Origin of the sequence: Streptomyces sp. SID8374, assembly GCF_009865135.1 — a bacterium.
In the GTDB taxonomy this organism is placed as follows: Bacteria; Actinomycetota; Actinomycetes; order Streptomycetales; family Streptomycetaceae; genus Streptomyces.
Genome location: NZ_WWGH01000002.1, coordinates 1,235,259 through 1,251,885 on the forward strand (window position 1 = coordinate 1,235,259; position 16,627 = coordinate 1,251,885).

The window sequence follows — 16,627 nt, forward strand, 5'->3', positions numbered from 1 at the left end:
GGTGTCAGTCACACGTTACGTCCGTGGCAATGGGGGCAAATCACCCCGGGGCGGGGCCGGTGAGGGCCCCGAACGGGGTCGGGGGGCGGATCAGGCGCTGTACGCCCCCGGCCACGGTCCCGGGGTCGCCACGACCGGCTCCACCTCGGTCTTCGTGTCGAAGAGCCGGAAGCCCCGGCGCAGGTAGTTGTCCATCGCGTACGGGCCGTCCTTGGAGCAGGTGTGCAGCCACACCCGCCGCGTCGCCGGCCGCTCGGGCCACCGCTCCGCCAGGTCCCAGGCGCGCGCCACCCCGTACGACAGCAGATGGCCGCCGATCCGCCGCCCCCGGAAGGCCGGGATCAGCCCGAAGTACAGGATCTCGACCGCGCCGTCGTCCTGCGCGTCCAGCTGGACGTACCCGGCCGGCGTCCCGTTCGCGTACGCCACCCAGGTCTCCGCCCCGGGCCGATCGAGGAGCTCCTGCCACTGGGCGTACGTCATCCCCAGCCGGTCGGTCCACCGGATGTCGCCGCCCACCGCCGTGTAGAGGAACCGGCTGAACTCGGGCAGCGCCACCTCGGACCGGACGATGCGCAGATCGCCCTCCGGTACGGCGGCGGGCCGCAGATCGGCGGGGGAGGTCTGCTCCAGCGACCAGACGGTGACCTCGACGGTCGACTCGGCGGTCTCGGTCGTCCCTGTCGCCTCGGTGGCCGGTACGGGGGGCTGTGCGGGGTTGCTCATGGCGGCCAGAAAACCATGCCGCCACCGGCCGGCGCACAGCGGGCCCGCCCATCGCCCCGCGTACCGCCCCGCCCATCGCCCCCGGTCAGGCCGGTGCCGCCCCCCGCCGCGCCCCTGTCACCACCGGCGCCTTCGAGTGCGGTAACAGGTCGGCCGGGTGCTCCGGGTGGACGACCTCCACCTCCACGCCGTCCCCGAAGCGGTACGGGCGGTGGGCCAGCACCTCCGCCAGATGGCGCCGGAGCCGGGAGATCTCGGCCCGTACCGTCACCGTCCGGGTCGCGTCCCCGAAGATGTCCTGCGCCAGCTCGGAGGCGCTGCGCCCCTCCCGGTGCACCGCCAGCGCGTACAGCAGCTCCGCGTGGCGCGGCGAGAGCCGCTGCGTCGAGGTGCCCAGCGGACCCACCAGGTGCACGGCCAGCGCCCGCGGCCGGCTCAGGTCCAGCACCGCCCGGCGCGGCGCCCCCTCCGCCGTACTGTCCGACACCTGCACCAGCCAGCCCCCCGGCAGCGGCTCCACCCGGCACATCCCGAGCGAGGGCAGCCACACCCGCCCCGCCACCAGCGACTTCGGCAGCGGCAGCCGGTCCACCGGCGGCATCCCCGTCACCGCCGCCAGCCATCCGTTGGTGTCCACGGCCAGCGCACGGCCCCCGATCCGGCACAGGATCGGCGCCGCCACCGCGCGCAGCCGTTCGATCGCCACCAGATGCCGGGTGCGGATCTCGCCCTCGGCGAGCCGCGCCACCGAGTCCACCAGGGCCAGCGTCGCAGGATGGAAGGTGGAGGCCGGGCCGCTGATGTCGACGATCCCCACCAGCCGCCCGTCGCGCGGATCGCGGACCGGGGCCGCCGCGCAGGTCCAGTTGTGCAGGGCCCGGATGAAGTGCTCGGCCGAGTGGACCTGGATGGGCGCGCGGGCCGCCAGCGCCGTACCGATCGCGTTCGTCCCCGTCGCCTCCTCCGCCCAGGCGGCCCCCTCCTCCAGGCAGATGTCATGGGCCCGGTGGAGCACCCCGGAGTTGCCCTGGCGCCACAGCACCCGGCCCTCCACATCGGTGACCACCATGATCTGCTGCGCCGCGTCGGCTATCGAGGCGAGCCCCGCCCGCAGCAGCGGCATCACCTCGCCGAGCACCGTGCTGTGCCGCCGGTGTTCGATCTCCTCGGTGTGGAGCAGCTCGCTCTCCGGCGACTGCCCGGGGTCGATGCCGCTGCGCATCACCCGCTCCCAGGAGGCGTCGATCTCCGCGCGCGGGGCGACGGAGGACCGCTCACCCGCCAGCCGGGCCTCCCTCGCCCGGTGGAGCAGCCGGGTCGCGCGGTCGGCCTCCTGACCGATCACCCGCACCGCTCCGGCAGAACCCGTCTCCCTCATGGTCCCCACCCGTTCCCCCCGAAACACTCCGAGCTGCTCCGGCCCCATCCTGCCGCTGCCCGGGTGCGCCCGCCGCGCAGTCCACACAATGGTTGCAACCCTTTGCAACTCTGGCGATGCCCCTCCGAACCGTACGAGAGTGGCAGCGTGCCGTACGCCGGGCCCGTGCCCGGCGATCGGTGCGGTTCAAGCATGGAGGGTGGTGCCGTGTCGGCGCAGCACCACCCTCCGTCGCTTCCCCCGGCTGCTACTCCGCGACCGGCCGGGCCCGGGTCACCACCGAGGCCAGATCCAGACTGTGCGGCAGCGTCCCGAACGCCGAGCCCCAGTCCCCGCCCAGCCGCGAGGCGCAGAACGCGTCGGAGACCTCCGGCGGCGCCCACCGCACCAGCAGCGAACCCTGGAGCACCAGCGCCATCCGCTCCACCAGCCGCCGCGCCCGCGCCTCGATCCCCTCCAGGTCCGCCAGCTCGGTCAGCACGTCCTTGATCGCCGCGTCCAGCCGGTGATCGGCCCCCCGCGCCTTCCCGACCTCCCGCAGGAACGCGTCCAGCGCCTGCGGCTCCCGCTGGAGCGCCCGCAGCACATCAAGCGCCTGTACGTTGCCCGAGCCCTCCCAGATCGAGTTGAGCGGCGCCTCCCGCAGCAGCCGGGGCATCCCCGACTCCTCGACGTACCCGTTGCCGCCCAGGCACTCCAGCGCCTCGCCGACGACCGGCGTGCAGCGTTTGGTGACCCAGTATTTGGCGGCGGGCACCGCGAGCCGCAGGAAGGCGCGCTCCTCCTCGGTGTCCGTGTCGTACGCCGAGGCCAGCCGCATCGCCAGCACGGTCGCCGCCTCCGACTCCAGCGCCAGATCGGCCAGCACGTTGCGCATCAGCGGCTTGTCGATCAGCAGCCCGCCGAACGCGCTGCGGTAGGTGGCGTGGTGGATCGCCTGCGCCACCGCCTGCCGCATCAGCGCCGCCGAACCCACCACGCAGTCCAGCCGGGTGGCCGCCACCATCTCGATGATGGTGCGCACCCCGCGCCCCTCCTCGCCGACCCGGCGGGCCCAGGTCCCGTCGAACTCGACCTCGCTGGAGGCGTTGGACTTGTTGCCCAGCTTGTCCTTCAGCCGCTGGATCGCGAACACGTTGCGCGTCCCGTCCGGCAGCACGCGCGGCACCAGGAAGCACGTCAGCCCGCCCGGCGCCTGCGCCAGCACCAGGAACCCGTCCGACATCGGCGCCGAACAGAACCACTTGTGCCCGGTGAGCAGATACTCGCCCTCCCCGGAGACCGGCTGGGCGACCGGCTCCGCCCGGGTGGTGTTGGACCGTACGTCGGTGCCGCCCTGCTTCTCCGTCATGCCCATCCCGAAGAGCACGCCGGCCTTCTCCTGCGCGGGCCGCAGCCCTTCCTCGTAGACGTACGAGGTCAGCTTCGGCTCCCACTCGGCGGCCAGCACCGGGTCGGTCCGCAGCGCGGGCACCGCGGCGTGCGTCATCGAGAGCGGGCAGCCGTGCCCCGCCTCCGCCTGCGTCCAGACCAGGAACCCGGCCGCGCGCCGGACATGACCGGCCGGACGGCCCCAGGCGTCGGTCAGCCCGGCGGCGACCGCGTGCCCCAGGAGCCGGTGCCAGGACGGATGGAACTCGACCTCGTCGATCCGATGCCCGTACCGGTCATGGGTGCGCAGAACGGGTGGGTGCTCGTTCGCCTGCGCACCCCACGCCTGGGCCTGCGCGGAGCCCGCGGACTGCCCGAGCGCCCCCAGTTCTTGCCTGGCCTCGGGCAGGACGGCCGGGTCGATGTGCCGCTCCACGGCCTCGGACAGGGCCCGGTCGGCGGTGAACACGTCATAGCCGACCAGCGGCGGAACCTGATTGGTCACTGTGTGGGTGGTGGCTGCCATGCCGATACGGTAAGGAGGTGCAGGCAGCAAATGAAACACCCGAGCGGCCACCGGGCCGGCTCCACCGGGCCCGAGTCCTCTACCGCAACGTCTCGAAGCGGCGGATGGCATGGCAGTTGCTCAAGGACACCGTCAACTCGTGCATCGAGTACCGGATCCTCGGGCTGGCGGCCGAGGCGGCGTTCTTCACCCTGCTCTCCCTGCCGCCGCTGCTGCTCGGCATGATCGGACTGCTCGGTTACGTCGACGAGTGGACGACCACCACCACGGTCGCCTCCATCGAGCGCAACATCCTCTCGGCCTCGCAGACCGTGCTCTCCGAGCGCGGGGTCAACGACTTCGCCAAACCGCTGCTGGCCGATGTCACCACCGGCGCCCGTCCCGATGTCATCTCCATCGGCTTCGCCATCGCCCTGTGGTCCGGCTCCCGCGCGGTGAACGTCTTCATCGACACCATCACCGTCATGTACGGCCTCGACGGCCACCGCGGCATCGTCAAGACCCGGCTGCTCGCCTTCCTGCTGTACGTCGTCGCCCTGCTGCTGGGCGCGGTGGTGCTGCCGCTGCTCGTCGTCGGCCCGGACCGGGTGGTCGAGTTCGTGCCCTGGGGCACCGAAGTCGTCGCCGTCCTGTACTGGCCGGTGGTGATACTCCTGACGATCGCGTTCCTGACGACTCTCTACCACGTGTCGGTTCCCGTGCGTTCGCCGTGGATCGAGGACGTCCCCGGGGCGCTCGTGGCGCTCGGGATGTGGGTGGTCGGCAGCTTCCTGTTGCGGATCTACCTCACGAACACGGTCGAAGGCCCCACCATCTACGGCTCCTTGGCGGCGCCCATCGCCGTCCTGCTCTGGATCGGTATCTCCGCTTTCGCCGTCCTGGTCGGGGCGGCGGTCAACGCGGCCATCGACCGGGTGTGGCCCTCGCTCGCCACGGCCGCCGCCCGCGAGGCCACCGAACGCGTCCGGGCCGCGCAGGCCGCCGAGTTCGTCGCCCGCACCCGCCCGGCCGCCTACGAGGGGGCGGACGACGAGGAGGACGAGGACGAGGGCCCGGCGTACATGCCCTCGGAGTTCCCCGAGCGCTGGTCCCGCTTCCTGCCGCCCGACGACGTCAAGTCGCGGCTCCAGTCGACCTGGGAGAAGGAGCCCAAGGAAGCCAAGGAGCCGAAGGAGCCCAGGGAATCCAAGGAGCCCGGGCAGCCCCCGGACAGCTCCGGACCGCCGCCCTCCTGAGCCTGGGCCTTCGCGCTAGCGTGGAGACATGATCGAGGAACAGCAGCGGTACCGGGAGCGGCCCTCCCGGCTGCCCGGTGCCGTCGTCTGGACCTGGGACGCCCCCGACCACCCGCTGCGGGAGCCCCACTCCGTGCTGCCCGACGGCTGCATGGACCTGATCTGGAGCGACGGCCGCATCGTCGTCGCCGGGCCGGACACCCACGCCTTCGAGGTGGAACCCCCGAACCGGGTCCCCTCCGCCGCGATACGGTTCGCCCCCGGCACCGCGCCCGTACTCCTCGGCGTACCGGCGTCACTGCTGCGCGACCACCGGGCCGACCTCGCCGACCTCTGGCCGTCGGCAGCCGTACGCCGGCTCACCGAGCAGATCGACGAGGCCCCCGACCCCGCCGAGGCCCTCGAACGGTTCGCCCTGGACCGGATCGCCGACACCGGGCCCCCGGACCCGCGGACGGTGGCCGTCGCCGAGGGGCTGCGCCGGGGCAGGTCCGTCGCGGCGACGGCGGCGGAGGCCGGACTCGGCGCCCGCCAGCTCCACCGCCGCTCCCTGGCCGCCTTCGGCTACGGCCCCAAGAGGCTGGCCAGGATCCTCCGCCTCCAGCGCGCCCTGGAGCTCATCCGCACCGGCCTCCCGTACGCCGAAGCGGCCTGCGCGGCGGGCTGCACCGATCAGGCCCACCTCGCCCGCGAGATGCGCGACCTGGCCGGTACGACCCTCGGGGCCTACTTCGCGTCGGCGGCGGCGAACAGCGAGACCCCGCTGCCGTCCGGGTCCAGCACCACCGCGTAGCGCTGCCCCCACACCGCGTCCCACGGCTTCAGATGCCCGGTGTGACCGGCACCCGTCAGCTCCCCGTACAGGGCGTCCACCTCCGCCGGACTGTCGCACAGGAACGCCAGCCCCAGCCGCTCCCCGCCCGCCGGGCGCTCCCAGCTCGGGTCGTAGGAGAGGATGACGTCCTCGGTGTCCCACAGCAGCCGCTGTCCGCCCGGCAGGACCACCTCCACATGCGGGGCGGACTCCGCCCCGGCCGGGATGTCGAGGCCGAGCCTGCGGTAGAAGGCGAGCGAGGCCGCCAGGTCGGCCGTGATGATGCTGATCGCGTCGAGTCGTGGAGTCATGGAACGACGGTAGGCGCCCGCCGTCCCCAGGGTCTTGTACGAATCGGACGTGCGGGCTGCCCCACGTCAGCGCCGCTGCGTCAGCGCCCTGACACCTCCGCCCCCTACGCCAGCGCCCTTGCACCTTCGCCCGAACGCCTCCGCCCCAACGCCAGCGCCCTTACATGTCCGCCCTTACGTCAGCGCCCTTACGTCTGCGCCACTGCGGCCCCCGGCAGCCCCCGCCAGGGGTCACCCCCAGCAGTCGTCCACCGACGTCCCCGCATCCGTCAGCGCCAGCCCCAGATCCGCCCGCTCGGTCACCCAGCGCGTCGGCCGGTGGCGCGGGTCGCCCGTCGCCGTGTGCAGCGCCCGCTGGAGCTCCAGCAGCCGCCGGGCCCCGATCCGCTCGCCCCAGGCCAGCGGTCCGGCCGGATAGCCGAGCCCGGTCGTCACGGCCAGGTCGATGTCGGCCGGGGTGGCGAGCGACCGCTCCGCGATCGAGGCGCCGACCGCCACGATCGACGACAGCAGCCGCTGCGCGACCGAGCCCGCCGTGTCCCGTACCACCGTCACGGCGTGCGGCTCGTCCGCCGCCGCCCGCGCCAGCACCGCCCGCGCGTCCCGGGCCGCCGCCGGATCGGTGGCGGCCGTCACCGCCAGGACCCGCCGCAGCCCGGCGGCGGGCAGCACCTCCACGCCGAGCGTCCGCTCCGGCGGCAGCCCGCCCGCCCGGATCGCCCCGGACACCGTCGTCCCCCAGACCGGCACCAGAACCAGCGCCTCGGCGGACGGCCCCTCGCCCCGCTCCACGCGGACCCCGGCCGCCTCCAGCGCACCGGCGAGGGCGTCCACGTACGCCGTCGTCTCCACCGACCCGTCCGGGGCCAGGTACACCGGCCGATCGCCGTTCCCCGTCACCGCCGGCTCCGGGGCGGGCCCCTCGGCGCCCTCGCCGTACGCGTACCAGCCCTGCCCGGTCTTGCGGCCGTGCAGCCCCGCCACCACCCGGTTCGGCGTGAGGTAGGAGGGGCGCAGCCGGTCCTCGTGGCGGAAGCCCTGCCAGATGGAGTCGATCACCGCGGCCGTGACGTCGAGTCCGGTGAGGTCCATCAGCTCGAACGGGCCCATCCGCAGGCCCAGCACGTCCCGCGCGATCCGGTCGATGTCGGCGGGGCGCGCCACCGACTCCTCCAGCAGCGCCAGCGCCTCCGTCACCAGCCCGCGCCCCGCGTGGTTGACCAGGAACCCGGGGGTGTCGGCCACGGTCACCGCCTTGTGCCCGCACCCCTCCACCAGCTCGGTCAGCAGGGGCGGGATCTCCGGGCGGGTCGCCGCCCCCGGCACCACCTCCACGATCCGCATCAGCGGCACCGGGTTGAAGAAGTGCAGCCCGGCCAGGCGCGTCGGGTCCTGGAGCGCCGCCGCGATCCGGGTCACCGACAGGGAGGAGGTGTTGGTCGCGAAGACGGCGGAGGAGGGCAGCGCCCGCTCCAGCTTCCCGAACACCTCGGCCTTGGTCTCCAGGTCCTCCCGTACGGCCTCGATGACCAGCTCCACCTCGGGCCCGGCCGCCCACGGGTCGCCCAGCGGCACCAGCCGCCCCACGGACGCGTCCCGGTCGGCGGCGGACATCCGGCCCTTGGCCACCGCCCGGTCCAGCATCGAGACGACGAACTCCACGGCGTCCGTCACCGCCTCCGCCCGTACGTCGCCCAGCTCCACGGTGTGTCCCGCGCTCGCCGCCCACTGGGCGATGCCGCGGCCCATGGCCCCGGCTCCGACGATCCTGATACGCATGGCAGTTGAGCCTTTCCGGCGGAGATGGTCATGAAAAGTGGGGTCAGCGGAGGTAGACGCGGTGCGGGTCGACATCGTCGCGCAGGAGCCGCAGCTCCGCATCCGTGGGCGGCGCCACCGTGGCGACCGTGTCGGCCACCTTCAGCTCCCAGCCGGTGGCGGCCCGCACCTGTTCGACGGTGACGCCGGGGTGCACGGCGACCAGCCGCAGCTCGTCGCCGACGCCGTCGCGGGCGAGGATGCCCAGCTCGGTGATGACCCGGGTGACGCCGGTGCCGAGCGGGCGGATGCCGTCCGCGAGCGCCCGGTCGGGCCCTGGCGTGGTGCAGAAGTCGAGGGCGTCGGCGAAGGAGCGCGGGGTGTGGCGGCGCATCACGACGAAGACCTCCCGGGCGTTCGCCATCACCTCGACCGCGCCCCCGGAGCCCGGCAGCCGTACCGTCGGGCGCTCCCACTCCCCGATCACCGAGGTGTTGAGGCTGCCCCACCGGTCGATCTGCGCGGCGCCCAGGAAGCCGACGTCGATGTGGCCGCCCTGGAGCACGGAGCCGAAGAGCGCGGGCATCGACAGCACCGCCTCGGCACCCGTGATCAGCACGGCGTCCGCGATGGTCTCCGGCAGGTGCGAGGGGTGGGCCCCGCAGACCCCGGACTCGTACACCACCTCGATCTCCGGCGCGACCGTCAGATGCGCCAGCTCGGCGGCGAGCGTCGGCAGCCCGATCCCCGCGAACACGGTCCGCCTGCCCGCGAGTTCACGCGCGGCGACGACGGAGAGCAGCTCCGACGAGGTGACGGCCCCCACGGCCCCCACCGCCTCCGTACGCTCCACGCTCACAGCCGCCTCCCGTAGTCCACCGGCCCGCTCAGCGCCTCGCCCACCGCGAGCGACGCCCAGAAATCCTCGCCGAGCTTCGCCACGTACGCCGCGTGGTCGGCGGTCCCGTACACCCACTCCTCCAGCCACGCCCGCAGCCGCACCGGGTCCTTGCTGATCGCGGACCAGGACCGGTAGAAGGCGTTGTCCCGGTCGTAGTAGCCCTGGGCGAACGACGGGTGCGCGCCGCGCGGGCAGAGGACCACCGCGTCCACCGCGTGGGCCGGGACGAGCGTGCGGTTCGGGTCCGCGCGGACCACCTCGTCCGCCACCAGCTCCTCCACCACCACGACCGCCTTCTCGGCCGCGTACACCGCCTCGGCCTGGACGCCGGTGAGACCCCAGATCTGGGTGTTGCCCCGGCGGTCGGCGCGCTGGGCGTGGATGAACGTCACGTCCGGGTTGACGGGCGGCACGACGTAGATGTGCTCGGTGGTCCCGTCGGCGGCGGGATAGGGGGACGCGACTTTACGTATCCCGGGGTTGACCGACGGCAGATCGCTGCCCGCGTACGAGCGCAGCGGGTAGAACGGCAGCCGCTGGGCACCGGCGAGGTAGCGGCAGATCATCCCGTAGTGGCTGTACTCCTCGTACGCCAGCGGCTCGGGATCGGCGTGTTCGATGCGCCGCCGCAGCTCACCGAGCGAACCGGCCGAGGAGTTCCCCACGAAGGAGGAGACCAGCCGCGTCACGCACCCGGCGGCCAGCATCTGGTCCACCACGATGTCCGCCGTCATCCGGACGACCGTCAGATCCCGGCGGCCCTGCCGGATGATCTCGTGCCCGGCGGCGGTCGGGATGAGATGGGTGAACCCTTCGAGGCTCACGGTGTCCCCGTCGTGGACGAAGGCGGCGACGGCCTCCCTCATCGACATGACCTTGCCGGCCGTCCGGTCCACGGTTCTCCTCGTCGTCCGTATACGACGGCCCACGGTGTCAGCGTCCATTGATGGCTGTCCAATACCGAATTAAGGTCGTATCGAGACGTCACGAGTATCAATGGCCCGAGGGGGTGTCCGCATGGAGCTGCGCCACCTCAACGCGTTCCTCGCCGTGGCCGAGGAGCTGCACTTCGGCCGGGCCGCCAAGCGGCTCCAGATGGCCCAGCCGCCGCTGAGCCAGCAGATCCGCCAGCTGGAGCGGGAGCTCGGCGTCCAGCTCTTCCACCGCAACACCCGCTCGGTCCGGCTCACCAGCGCGGGGGAGTCGTTCCTCGAACCCGTACGGACCGTCCTCGACGATCTCGACACCGCTGTCCGGGCCGCCCGATCGGCGGGGATCGGTGAGTACGGCCGGGTCACCATCGGCTTCGCCGGGGCCTCCAGCCACGAGACACTGCCCCAGCTCACCCGGGCGGTGCGCGCCGCCCACCCCGGGCTCGAACTCGTCATGACCGGACAGACGTACGCCAACACCGCCCTGTCCCGGGTCGCGGACGGCTCACTCGACCTCGGCTTCGTCCGGCTGCCGGTGACCCGGCCGGGCGTCGCCCACCGGGTGATCGACGAGGAGGAGCTGGTCTGCGCCCTGCCCTCCGACCACCCGCTCGCCCGGCGGGAGACCGTCCCCCTCGCCGTACTCGCCGGGGAACCGTTCGTCTCCTTCCCCGCCAACTCCGGCTCCACGGTCCGCGACGCCATGACCGAGGCCTGCGAGAGCGCCGGGTTCACCCCGCGCGTCGTCCAGGAGGCCCCCGACTCGTACACGATCCTCGCCCTCGTCGCCGCCGGGGTCGGCGTCACCCTCACGGTCACCTCCGTCCAGCACATCCAGCAGAACGGCCTGGTCTACCGCCCCCTCGCCGGGCCGCCCATCCGCCTGAGGGCCGCCCTGGCCTGGCGCCCCGACAACCCCTCCGCCGCCCTGCGCGCGGTGCTCGCCGTGGCGGAGGACGCCCTGCCGACCCCCGTGCGCCACCACGATTGAGACGGGCGACCACTCAATGCCGTGCACACTCGATATTGGACCGACTCAGTGACGTAATGCGAAGGTCATCCCACCGCCATCCGCCCATGCCGCCCGCCGCCACCCCGAGGAAGGCCCCGCCGTGCCGCTCGAAGTCGTCATCTGCGAACCGCTGCGCACCCCCATCGGCCGCTTCGGCGGAGCGTTCGCGCAGCAGACACCGGCCTCGCTCGCCGCACACGTCATCGCCGAGGTCGTCGCGCGTACGGGCATCGACCCCGACCGGGTCGACGAGGTGATCCTCGGCCACGCCTACCCCTCCAGCGAGGCCCCCGCCATCGGCCGGGTCGCCGCCCTGGACGCCGGGCTGCCCACCACCGTCACCGGCACCCAGATCGACCGCCGCTGCGGCTCGGGGCTCCAGGCGGTCCTGGACGCGGCCATGCAGATCCGGACCGGCTTCAGCGACATCGTGATCGCGGGCGGCGTCGACGTCATGAGCGCCGCGCCCTACTACACCCACGACGGCCGCTGGGGCATCAAGGGCCCCGGCCTCCAGCTCCACGACTCCCTGGCCCGGGGTCGCGTCACCGCCGGAGGCATCCACCACCCCGTCCCCGGCGGCATGATCGAGACGGCGGAGAACCTGCGCCGGGAGTACGGGATCAGCCGCGCCGACCAGGACGCCCTGGCCCTGCGCTCCCAGCAGCGGGTCGCCCACGCCGTGGCCGAGGGGCGGTACGCGGCGGAGACCGTCCCCGTCACCGTACGCACCCGCAAGGGCGAGACCACCGTCACCGCCGACGAGCACCCCCGCCCCGACACCACCGCCGAACAACTCGCCGCCCTGCGCCCGGTGATGGCGAAGTCGGACCCGGAGGCCACCGTCACGGCGGGCAACGCCAGCGGCCAGAACGACGCGGCCGCCGCCTGCCTGGTCACCAGCGCCGAGACCGCCGAACGCCTCGGCCTCACCCCGCTCGTCCGCCTGGTCTCCTGCGCCCGCACGGGCGTCCCCGCCGCCACCATGGGCATCGCCCCCGTCGCCGCGACCCGCACGGCACTGGACCGCGCCGGACTCAGCCTCGCCGATCTGGACCTGATCGAGTTGAACGAGGCGTTCGCCGCCCAGGTCCTCGCCTGCACACGGGAGTTGGGCCTCGGCGAGAAGGACCACGAACAGCGCATCAACGTCAACGGGTCGGGCATCTCGCTGGGCCACCCGGTCGGCGCCACCGGAGCCCGCATCCTCGCCACGCTCACCCGCGAACTCCACCGCCGCGAGGGCCGCTACGGCCTGGAGACGATGTGCATCGGCGGCGGCCAGGCGCTCGCCGCCGTCTTCGAGCGCGTCACGCCGTGACCCCGGCCCCCGGCCGCTCGTACAGGTAGTGCCGCGTCCCCGCCAGCACATCGCGGAACCAGACGTCCACGTCGTCCTGGCCCATGGCCGCCCGGTCGGGGGTCTCCTCCACCTGCGCCCGGCCCATGCGGCGCCCCAGCTCCACCAAGTGGGCGCCCGCCGCCGTACGTTCGTCCGCGTACCGCTCCAGCGCCGCGCCGACCGTCGGCCCCTCGCGCAGCACCCGCTCCAGGCAGCGCGCGTCCTGCAACGCCTTGACCGCACCGCTCGCCGTGTGCGGCCTGCTCACCCCGGCCGCGTCCCCGGCGAGCAGCAGCGGCGCCCGGGCGGCCCGGGGCACCTGGACGTCGGCCACCGGGTGACAGGCCGTCGTCCGATGCGTCCCCCGGGCGACGATCTCCGCCCACGCGGCCGGGAAGTGCTCCCTCGCCAACTCGCGTACGTACGGCCCCGGATCGGCGTTCGCATCCGACGAGGCGGGCGGCCTGCCGTAGATGGCGTACGCGAGCAGCCGGTCGCCCGCTCCGGGGATCAGGTAGAAGATCCCGTGCCCGCCCGGGAACCCCAGCGTCACCCCTGCACCGCGCAGCAGCTCCAGCTCCCGGGGGTGGTCCGCCAGCGCGCTCAGCGGGATCGCCCCGCGCCAGACCAGATAGCCGGCCGGCTCCGGCGTCAGCCCCGGAGCGAGCAGCTGCCGGGTGCGCGAGGCGTGTCCGTCGTCCCCCACCACGATGTCGTACGGCTCCTCACCGCGCGCGGTGGTGATCACCGCCCGCCCGTCGGGGGCCGCGCCGACCGAGGTGACGGGCTCGCCCCGCAGATACCGCACCGCCCCGGCGCCCGCGCGCAACGACCGCCACAGCAGACCCCAGTTGCACGGCGTCACGGGGGAGGAGTGGCGGGCCGGCTCCCGCGTCGAACGCCCGCCCGGCTCCCGGGTCAGCCAGACCCGCGTCGCCACCGGAGCCGTCTCCATCGCCGCGTCCGGATAGCCGGAGGTGACCAGCTCCCGGTGGAGCGGCGGCGGGATGACGATGCCGAAGCCCCGGTCCTGGAGCTCGGCGCCGCTCCGCTCGTAGACGGTGACGTCCGCCCCGGCGCGGAAGCCCGCGACGGCGGCCGCACACCCGGCGATGCTGCCGCCGACCACCCCGATACGCAACGCTGCTGCTGCCATGCTCCGGCCCCTCTCCGGCGCCCTTGGTTCTCGAAGCCGCACGCCCCGCTTCCGGGCGTGCGAAAGGTCCGGCCGGACAGTCCCCGCTGTCCGGCCGGACCTCGTCTGCGCTGCGGGTGGGGTGTCAGTCCCGCGCGTTACGGGTGCGGCGCATCAGCATCGTCCCGCCGAGCAGCAGCGCGGCGCTCGCGCCGCCCGCCAGGCCGAGACCGGCCGCACCGGTGTCGGCCAGGCCCGGGGTCTCCGAGCCGGGGGTGTGCGTACCCGGGGTGTTCGGACCGGGGTTGTCCGATCCGGGGGTGTCGGTGGGCGGCTGCTCGGCCGGGGGCTCGTCGACCGGCGGCTGGTCGACGGGGGGCTCCTGGGTCGGGGGCTCCTCGACCGGGGGCTCCTGCGTGGGCGGCTCGTCGACCGGCGGCTCCTGGGTCGGAGGCTCCTCGACCGGCGGCTCCTCGGTGGGCGGCTCCTCGACCGGGGGCTCTTCGGTGGGCGGCTCCTCCGTCGGGGGCTCCTCCGTGGGCGGCTCCTCGGTGGGGGGCTCCTCGACCGGCGGCTCGGTCGGCGGGTAGTCGTCCTTCGGGCCGCTCACGTTCGCGCACTTGTTGCCGAAGACCGGGTTGAGCGCACCGACCACGTTCACGGTGTTGCCGCACACGTTCAACGGGACGTGGACCGGGGCCTGGACGAGGTTGCCCGAGAGCACCCCGGGGGAGCCGACCGCCGCGCCCTCGGCACTGGAACCGCCCGTGCGGTTGCCGCCCTGACCGTTTCCGTAACCGTCGTCGTGGCCGCTGGAGCTCACGTTGGCGCAGGAGTTGCCGAACGCGGGGTTCAACAGGGCGATCACATTGACGGTGTTGCCGCACGCGTTGACCGGGACGTGCACCGGCACCTGCACGGCATTGCCCGAACCGACGCCCGGCGAACCGACGGCGGCGCCCTCGGCCGAGGAGTCGGCGTGCGCGGCGCCGCCGGCCGCGGCCAGGAGGCCCGACGCGGCCGCCATGACGATCATGCTTTTGTTCAAGGCCTGTCGCATTACTTGCCCTTCCTTAGGACATTCGCGAGAGATTCGCGTGGGTGCTTCGCGCGCGGAGCCGTCGGTCGGTGCCGCTGCTGTGGCGGCCCTCCCGGATCCCCACGGGAAGCCATGGTGAAAGTCGTTACACATGCGCGCTGGACGACTGCCATAACGATCGAAGGACGTGCGGGAAACTCCGGGCGGCGTGCGAATTGTGTAATCACCCGAACGGATGGATCGAGTAAACCTCGCCTTTACCTCGCCTCCGTTGAAGGGAAACGATTCATCCCCAACTTTGCCTTCGGTGGCCGGTGTTGACCTTCGCGGGGGCACCGTGGCGGAAGTTGCGGGAAGAGGGGCGGTCCGGGGCTCGGCGACCCGATCGGGCGAACGTGCCGTACGGTCCGTCCGCAATTCCTTCACGAACAGATGGTCGTGCGAACAGAGGCGGTGTTATAGGTACGCGGTTACCGGTGCGCACAGGCGCGGACCGGGTGCACTCCCGCGCTCTGCGCCCCCCTGAGCCCGGCATTCGGGTGAACACGCGGAACCAAACACCTGGTGCCGAGTTGATCAGGGCGCTCCGCTACGGGGCGACCAGTGCGAGAAGGGTTAATCGTGATCAAGAAGGTTCTGGCTACGGGCGCTGTCGCCGCCTCCATCCTCGGGCTCGGCTCGACGCAGGCCATGGCGATCGCCAACGACGGCGGCACCACGACGGTCAACGGCAACGGCGCTTCGCAGTCGTACGGGAACTCCGAGACCCACGGCGACTGGAGCCCGCAGTTCGCGCTGATCCAGGGCTCGCTCAACAAGCCCTGCATCGCCCTGCCGGCCAAGGCCAACCTCGGTTCGCTCGTCGGCCTCGTGCCGGTCACGGTCCAGGACATCAACGTCCTGTCCTCGCCGCAGAACCAGCAGTGCACCGAGAACTCCACCCAGGCCAAGGGTGACGAGGCGCTGTCGCACATCCTGGAGGACATCCCGATCCTCTCCGGCAACGGCGTCGGCAACCGCTGATCCGCAGCCTCACTACTCGGGCCCGGGCCCTCGGCGTTCCTCCACCGAGCGGCCCGGGCCCGTCGCTCTCCCCGAAATGCGGCATCGTTTCTCCAGCTGTTTCCCGCCGTGTTTCCCGCCGCACACCCCACGGGCGTTGCGGCATTCGGGCGGATATCCGGGAATCTTCCCGTCGAACAGTTTCGATCCCGGGCGTTCATCGTTACGTAGGACAGCGCCGGAGTCGCGAGCGATCAGTACCTGGCTCGGGCGGTCACGACAGTCGTGACCGCACATGGCTCCGCCGAGGAAAGGGATAAAAAGTGAAGTACACCAAGGTTGCCGCAGTCGCCGCCGGAACGCTCATGGCGATGGGTGCCGCTGCGCCGGCCATGGCCGACTCGGGCGCCGAGGCCATCGCCGCGGGCTCCCCGGGCGTGCTGTCCGGCAACATCGTGCAGGTGCCGGTGCACATCCCGGTCAACGTCTGCGGTAACACCGTCAACGTGATCGGCCTGCTGAACCCGGCCTTCGGTAACACCTGCGTCAACGCGTGAGCATCTGACCGGCCGGGCCCCGCGCCCGGAACCGGTCGGCCCCGGGACGGCATCGGCCGCCCGGGGCCTTTGCCATGTCCGGCGCAATTTCCCATCCCCTCCGCCGGAGAAAGTCGCACGAGCGCAGTTTCCCGTACGCGCGCTGATCGTTATCCCGGGGGAAAGCGGCAGAAGTCACAGGTAAAGAAAGCTTGTGTGCGGCACGGAGACGTGACCGAAGCAGACGCCGCGCAGAAGGGAACCAGAAAAGTGAAGTACGCGAAGACCGCCGCACTCGTCGTCGGTTCCGTGGCTGCCCTGGGAACGGCCGCTCCCGCCTTCGCCGTCACTACGCCCACGGCCCCCAGCTTCAGCCTCGACGGCGGCCTCAACCAGGTGATGGCCAGTGCCCCGCAGGTCGTGAACCCGGTGGTGGGCACGGTCGTCGAGACCGCCGCGACGGTCGCCGAGGACGACACGGTCGGCAAGCTGGCGGGCGAGGCCACCGAGGTGGCAGAGAGTGCGGCTCCGCTGCTCGGCGGAGTTCCCCTCGGCCGCTGACCGCCGCGGGACAGCCGTTCCCCCTGGTTCCTTCACCGATCCGCATCA

At 72.8% G+C, this 16,627-nt stretch carries 16 protein-coding genes; 7 read left to right on the forward strand and 9 right to left on the reverse strand.

What is annotated here, in order from left to right; genetic code table 11:
* Positions 1–90 precede the first annotated feature (90 nt).
* The 3 genes from GTY67_RS28905 to GTY67_RS28915 all read right to left on the reverse strand — a co-directional run bounded on the left by GTY67_RS28905 (position 91) and on the right by GTY67_RS28915 (position 4,001).
* A complete protein-coding gene (locus tag GTY67_RS28905) occupies positions 91–726 on the reverse strand; it encodes a GNAT family N-acetyltransferase (protein ID WP_202462383.1) in 636 nt (211 codons plus the stop codon).
* 85 nt (positions 727–811) lie between these two features.
* Positions 812–2,104, reverse strand: coding sequence for a GAF domain-containing protein (locus GTY67_RS28910; RefSeq protein WP_161280894.1), 1,293 nt, complete (start codon positions 2,102–2,104; stop codon positions 812–814).
* 247 nt (positions 2,105–2,351) lie between these two features.
* Positions 2,352–4,001, reverse strand: a complete 1,650-nt coding sequence (locus tag GTY67_RS28915) for an acyl-CoA dehydrogenase family protein (RefSeq protein WP_161280896.1) — start codon at positions 3,999–4,001, stop codon at positions 2,352–2,354.
* A gap of 17 nt (positions 4,002–4,018) precedes the next feature.
* Here GTY67_RS28915 and GTY67_RS28920 point away from each other — a divergent pair, with 17 nt between their 5' ends.
* Together GTY67_RS28920 and GTY67_RS28925 are read left to right on the forward strand one after the other, a co-directional pair.
* The gene (locus GTY67_RS28920) at positions 4,019–5,236 is read left to right on the forward strand and encodes a YihY/virulence factor BrkB family protein (protein WP_343238781.1); all 1,218 of its coding nucleotides are present in this window, start codon (positions 4,019–4,021) and stop codon (positions 5,234–5,236) included.
* 28 nt (positions 5,237–5,264) lie between these two features.
* Complete coding sequence (locus tag GTY67_RS28925) at positions 5,265–6,029, forward strand: helix-turn-helix domain-containing protein (protein ID WP_161280897.1); 765 nt, start codon at positions 5,265–5,267, stop codon at positions 6,027–6,029.
* Here the strand turns inward: GTY67_RS28925 and GTY67_RS28930 are convergent.
* The 4 genes from GTY67_RS28930 to GTY67_RS28945 form a co-directional block, all read right to left on the reverse strand.
* Positions 5,963–6,361 (reverse strand): VOC family protein, encoded by a 399-nt coding sequence (locus GTY67_RS28930; protein WP_161280899.1) that lies wholly within the window; start codon positions 6,359–6,361, stop codon positions 5,963–5,965. The genes GTY67_RS28925 and GTY67_RS28930 overlap by 67 nt on opposite strands.
* 231 nt (positions 6,362–6,592) lie before the next feature.
* Positions 6,593–8,140, reverse strand: a complete 1,548-nt coding sequence (locus GTY67_RS28935; RefSeq protein WP_161280901.1) for a 3-hydroxyacyl-CoA dehydrogenase — start codon at positions 8,138–8,140, stop codon at positions 6,593–6,595.
* A 43-nt stretch (positions 8,141–8,183) separates the two neighbouring features.
* Positions 8,184–8,978: a CoA-transferase gene (locus GTY67_RS28940; RefSeq protein ID WP_161280903.1), complete on the reverse strand. Its 795-nt coding sequence runs from the start codon at positions 8,976–8,978 to the stop codon at positions 8,184–8,186.
* Complete coding sequence (locus GTY67_RS28945; protein WP_343238782.1) at positions 8,975–9,916, reverse strand: CoA-transferase; 942 nt, start codon at positions 9,914–9,916, stop codon at positions 8,975–8,977. The genes GTY67_RS28940 and GTY67_RS28945 overlap by 4 nt, the downstream gene beginning before the upstream one ends.
* A 121-nt stretch (positions 9,917–10,037) precedes the next feature.
* Between GTY67_RS28945 and GTY67_RS28950 the strand changes: the two genes are divergently transcribed.
* Both GTY67_RS28950 and GTY67_RS28955 read left to right on the forward strand, forming a co-directional pair.
* Complete coding sequence (locus GTY67_RS28950; protein WP_093686511.1) at positions 10,038–10,943, forward strand: LysR family transcriptional regulator; 906 nt, start codon at positions 10,038–10,040, stop codon at positions 10,941–10,943.
* 121 nt (positions 10,944–11,064) lie between these two features.
* A complete protein-coding gene (locus GTY67_RS28955) occupies positions 11,065–12,285 on the forward strand; it encodes an acetyl-CoA C-acetyltransferase (protein WP_161280907.1) in 1,221 nt (406 codons plus the stop codon).
* On the opposite strand, the gene GTY67_RS28960 is transcribed toward GTY67_RS28955, so the two are convergent.
* Complete coding sequence (locus GTY67_RS28960) at positions 12,275–13,462, reverse strand: FAD-dependent monooxygenase (RefSeq protein ID WP_202462384.1); 1,188 nt, start codon at positions 13,460–13,462, stop codon at positions 12,275–12,277. The genes GTY67_RS28955 and GTY67_RS28960 overlap by 11 nt on opposite strands.
* A gap of 124 nt (positions 13,463–13,586) precedes the next feature.
* Positions 13,587–14,501, reverse strand: coding sequence for a chaplin family protein (locus GTY67_RS28965; protein ID WP_161280909.1), 915 nt, complete (start codon positions 14,499–14,501; stop codon positions 13,587–13,589).
* A gap of 600 nt (positions 14,502–15,101) precedes the next feature.
* Here GTY67_RS28965 and GTY67_RS28970 point away from each other — a divergent pair.
* The 3 genes from GTY67_RS28970 (at position 15,102) to GTY67_RS28980 (ending at position 16,579) form a co-directional block, all read left to right on the forward strand.
* The gene (locus GTY67_RS28970) at positions 15,102–15,503 is read left to right on the forward strand and encodes a rodlin (RefSeq protein WP_093686514.1); all 402 of its coding nucleotides are present in this window, start codon (positions 15,102–15,104) and stop codon (positions 15,501–15,503) included.
* A 344-nt stretch (positions 15,504–15,847) separates the two neighbouring features.
* Positions 15,848–16,039, forward strand: coding sequence for a chaplin (locus tag GTY67_RS28975; RefSeq protein WP_202462612.1), 192 nt, complete (start codon positions 15,848–15,850; stop codon positions 16,037–16,039).
* 249 nt (positions 16,040–16,288) lie between these two features.
* The gene (locus tag GTY67_RS28980) at positions 16,289–16,579 is read left to right on the forward strand and encodes a hypothetical protein (RefSeq protein ID WP_093686516.1); all 291 of its coding nucleotides are present in this window, start codon (positions 16,289–16,291) and stop codon (positions 16,577–16,579) included.
* Positions 16,580–16,627: the final 48 nt, after the last annotated feature.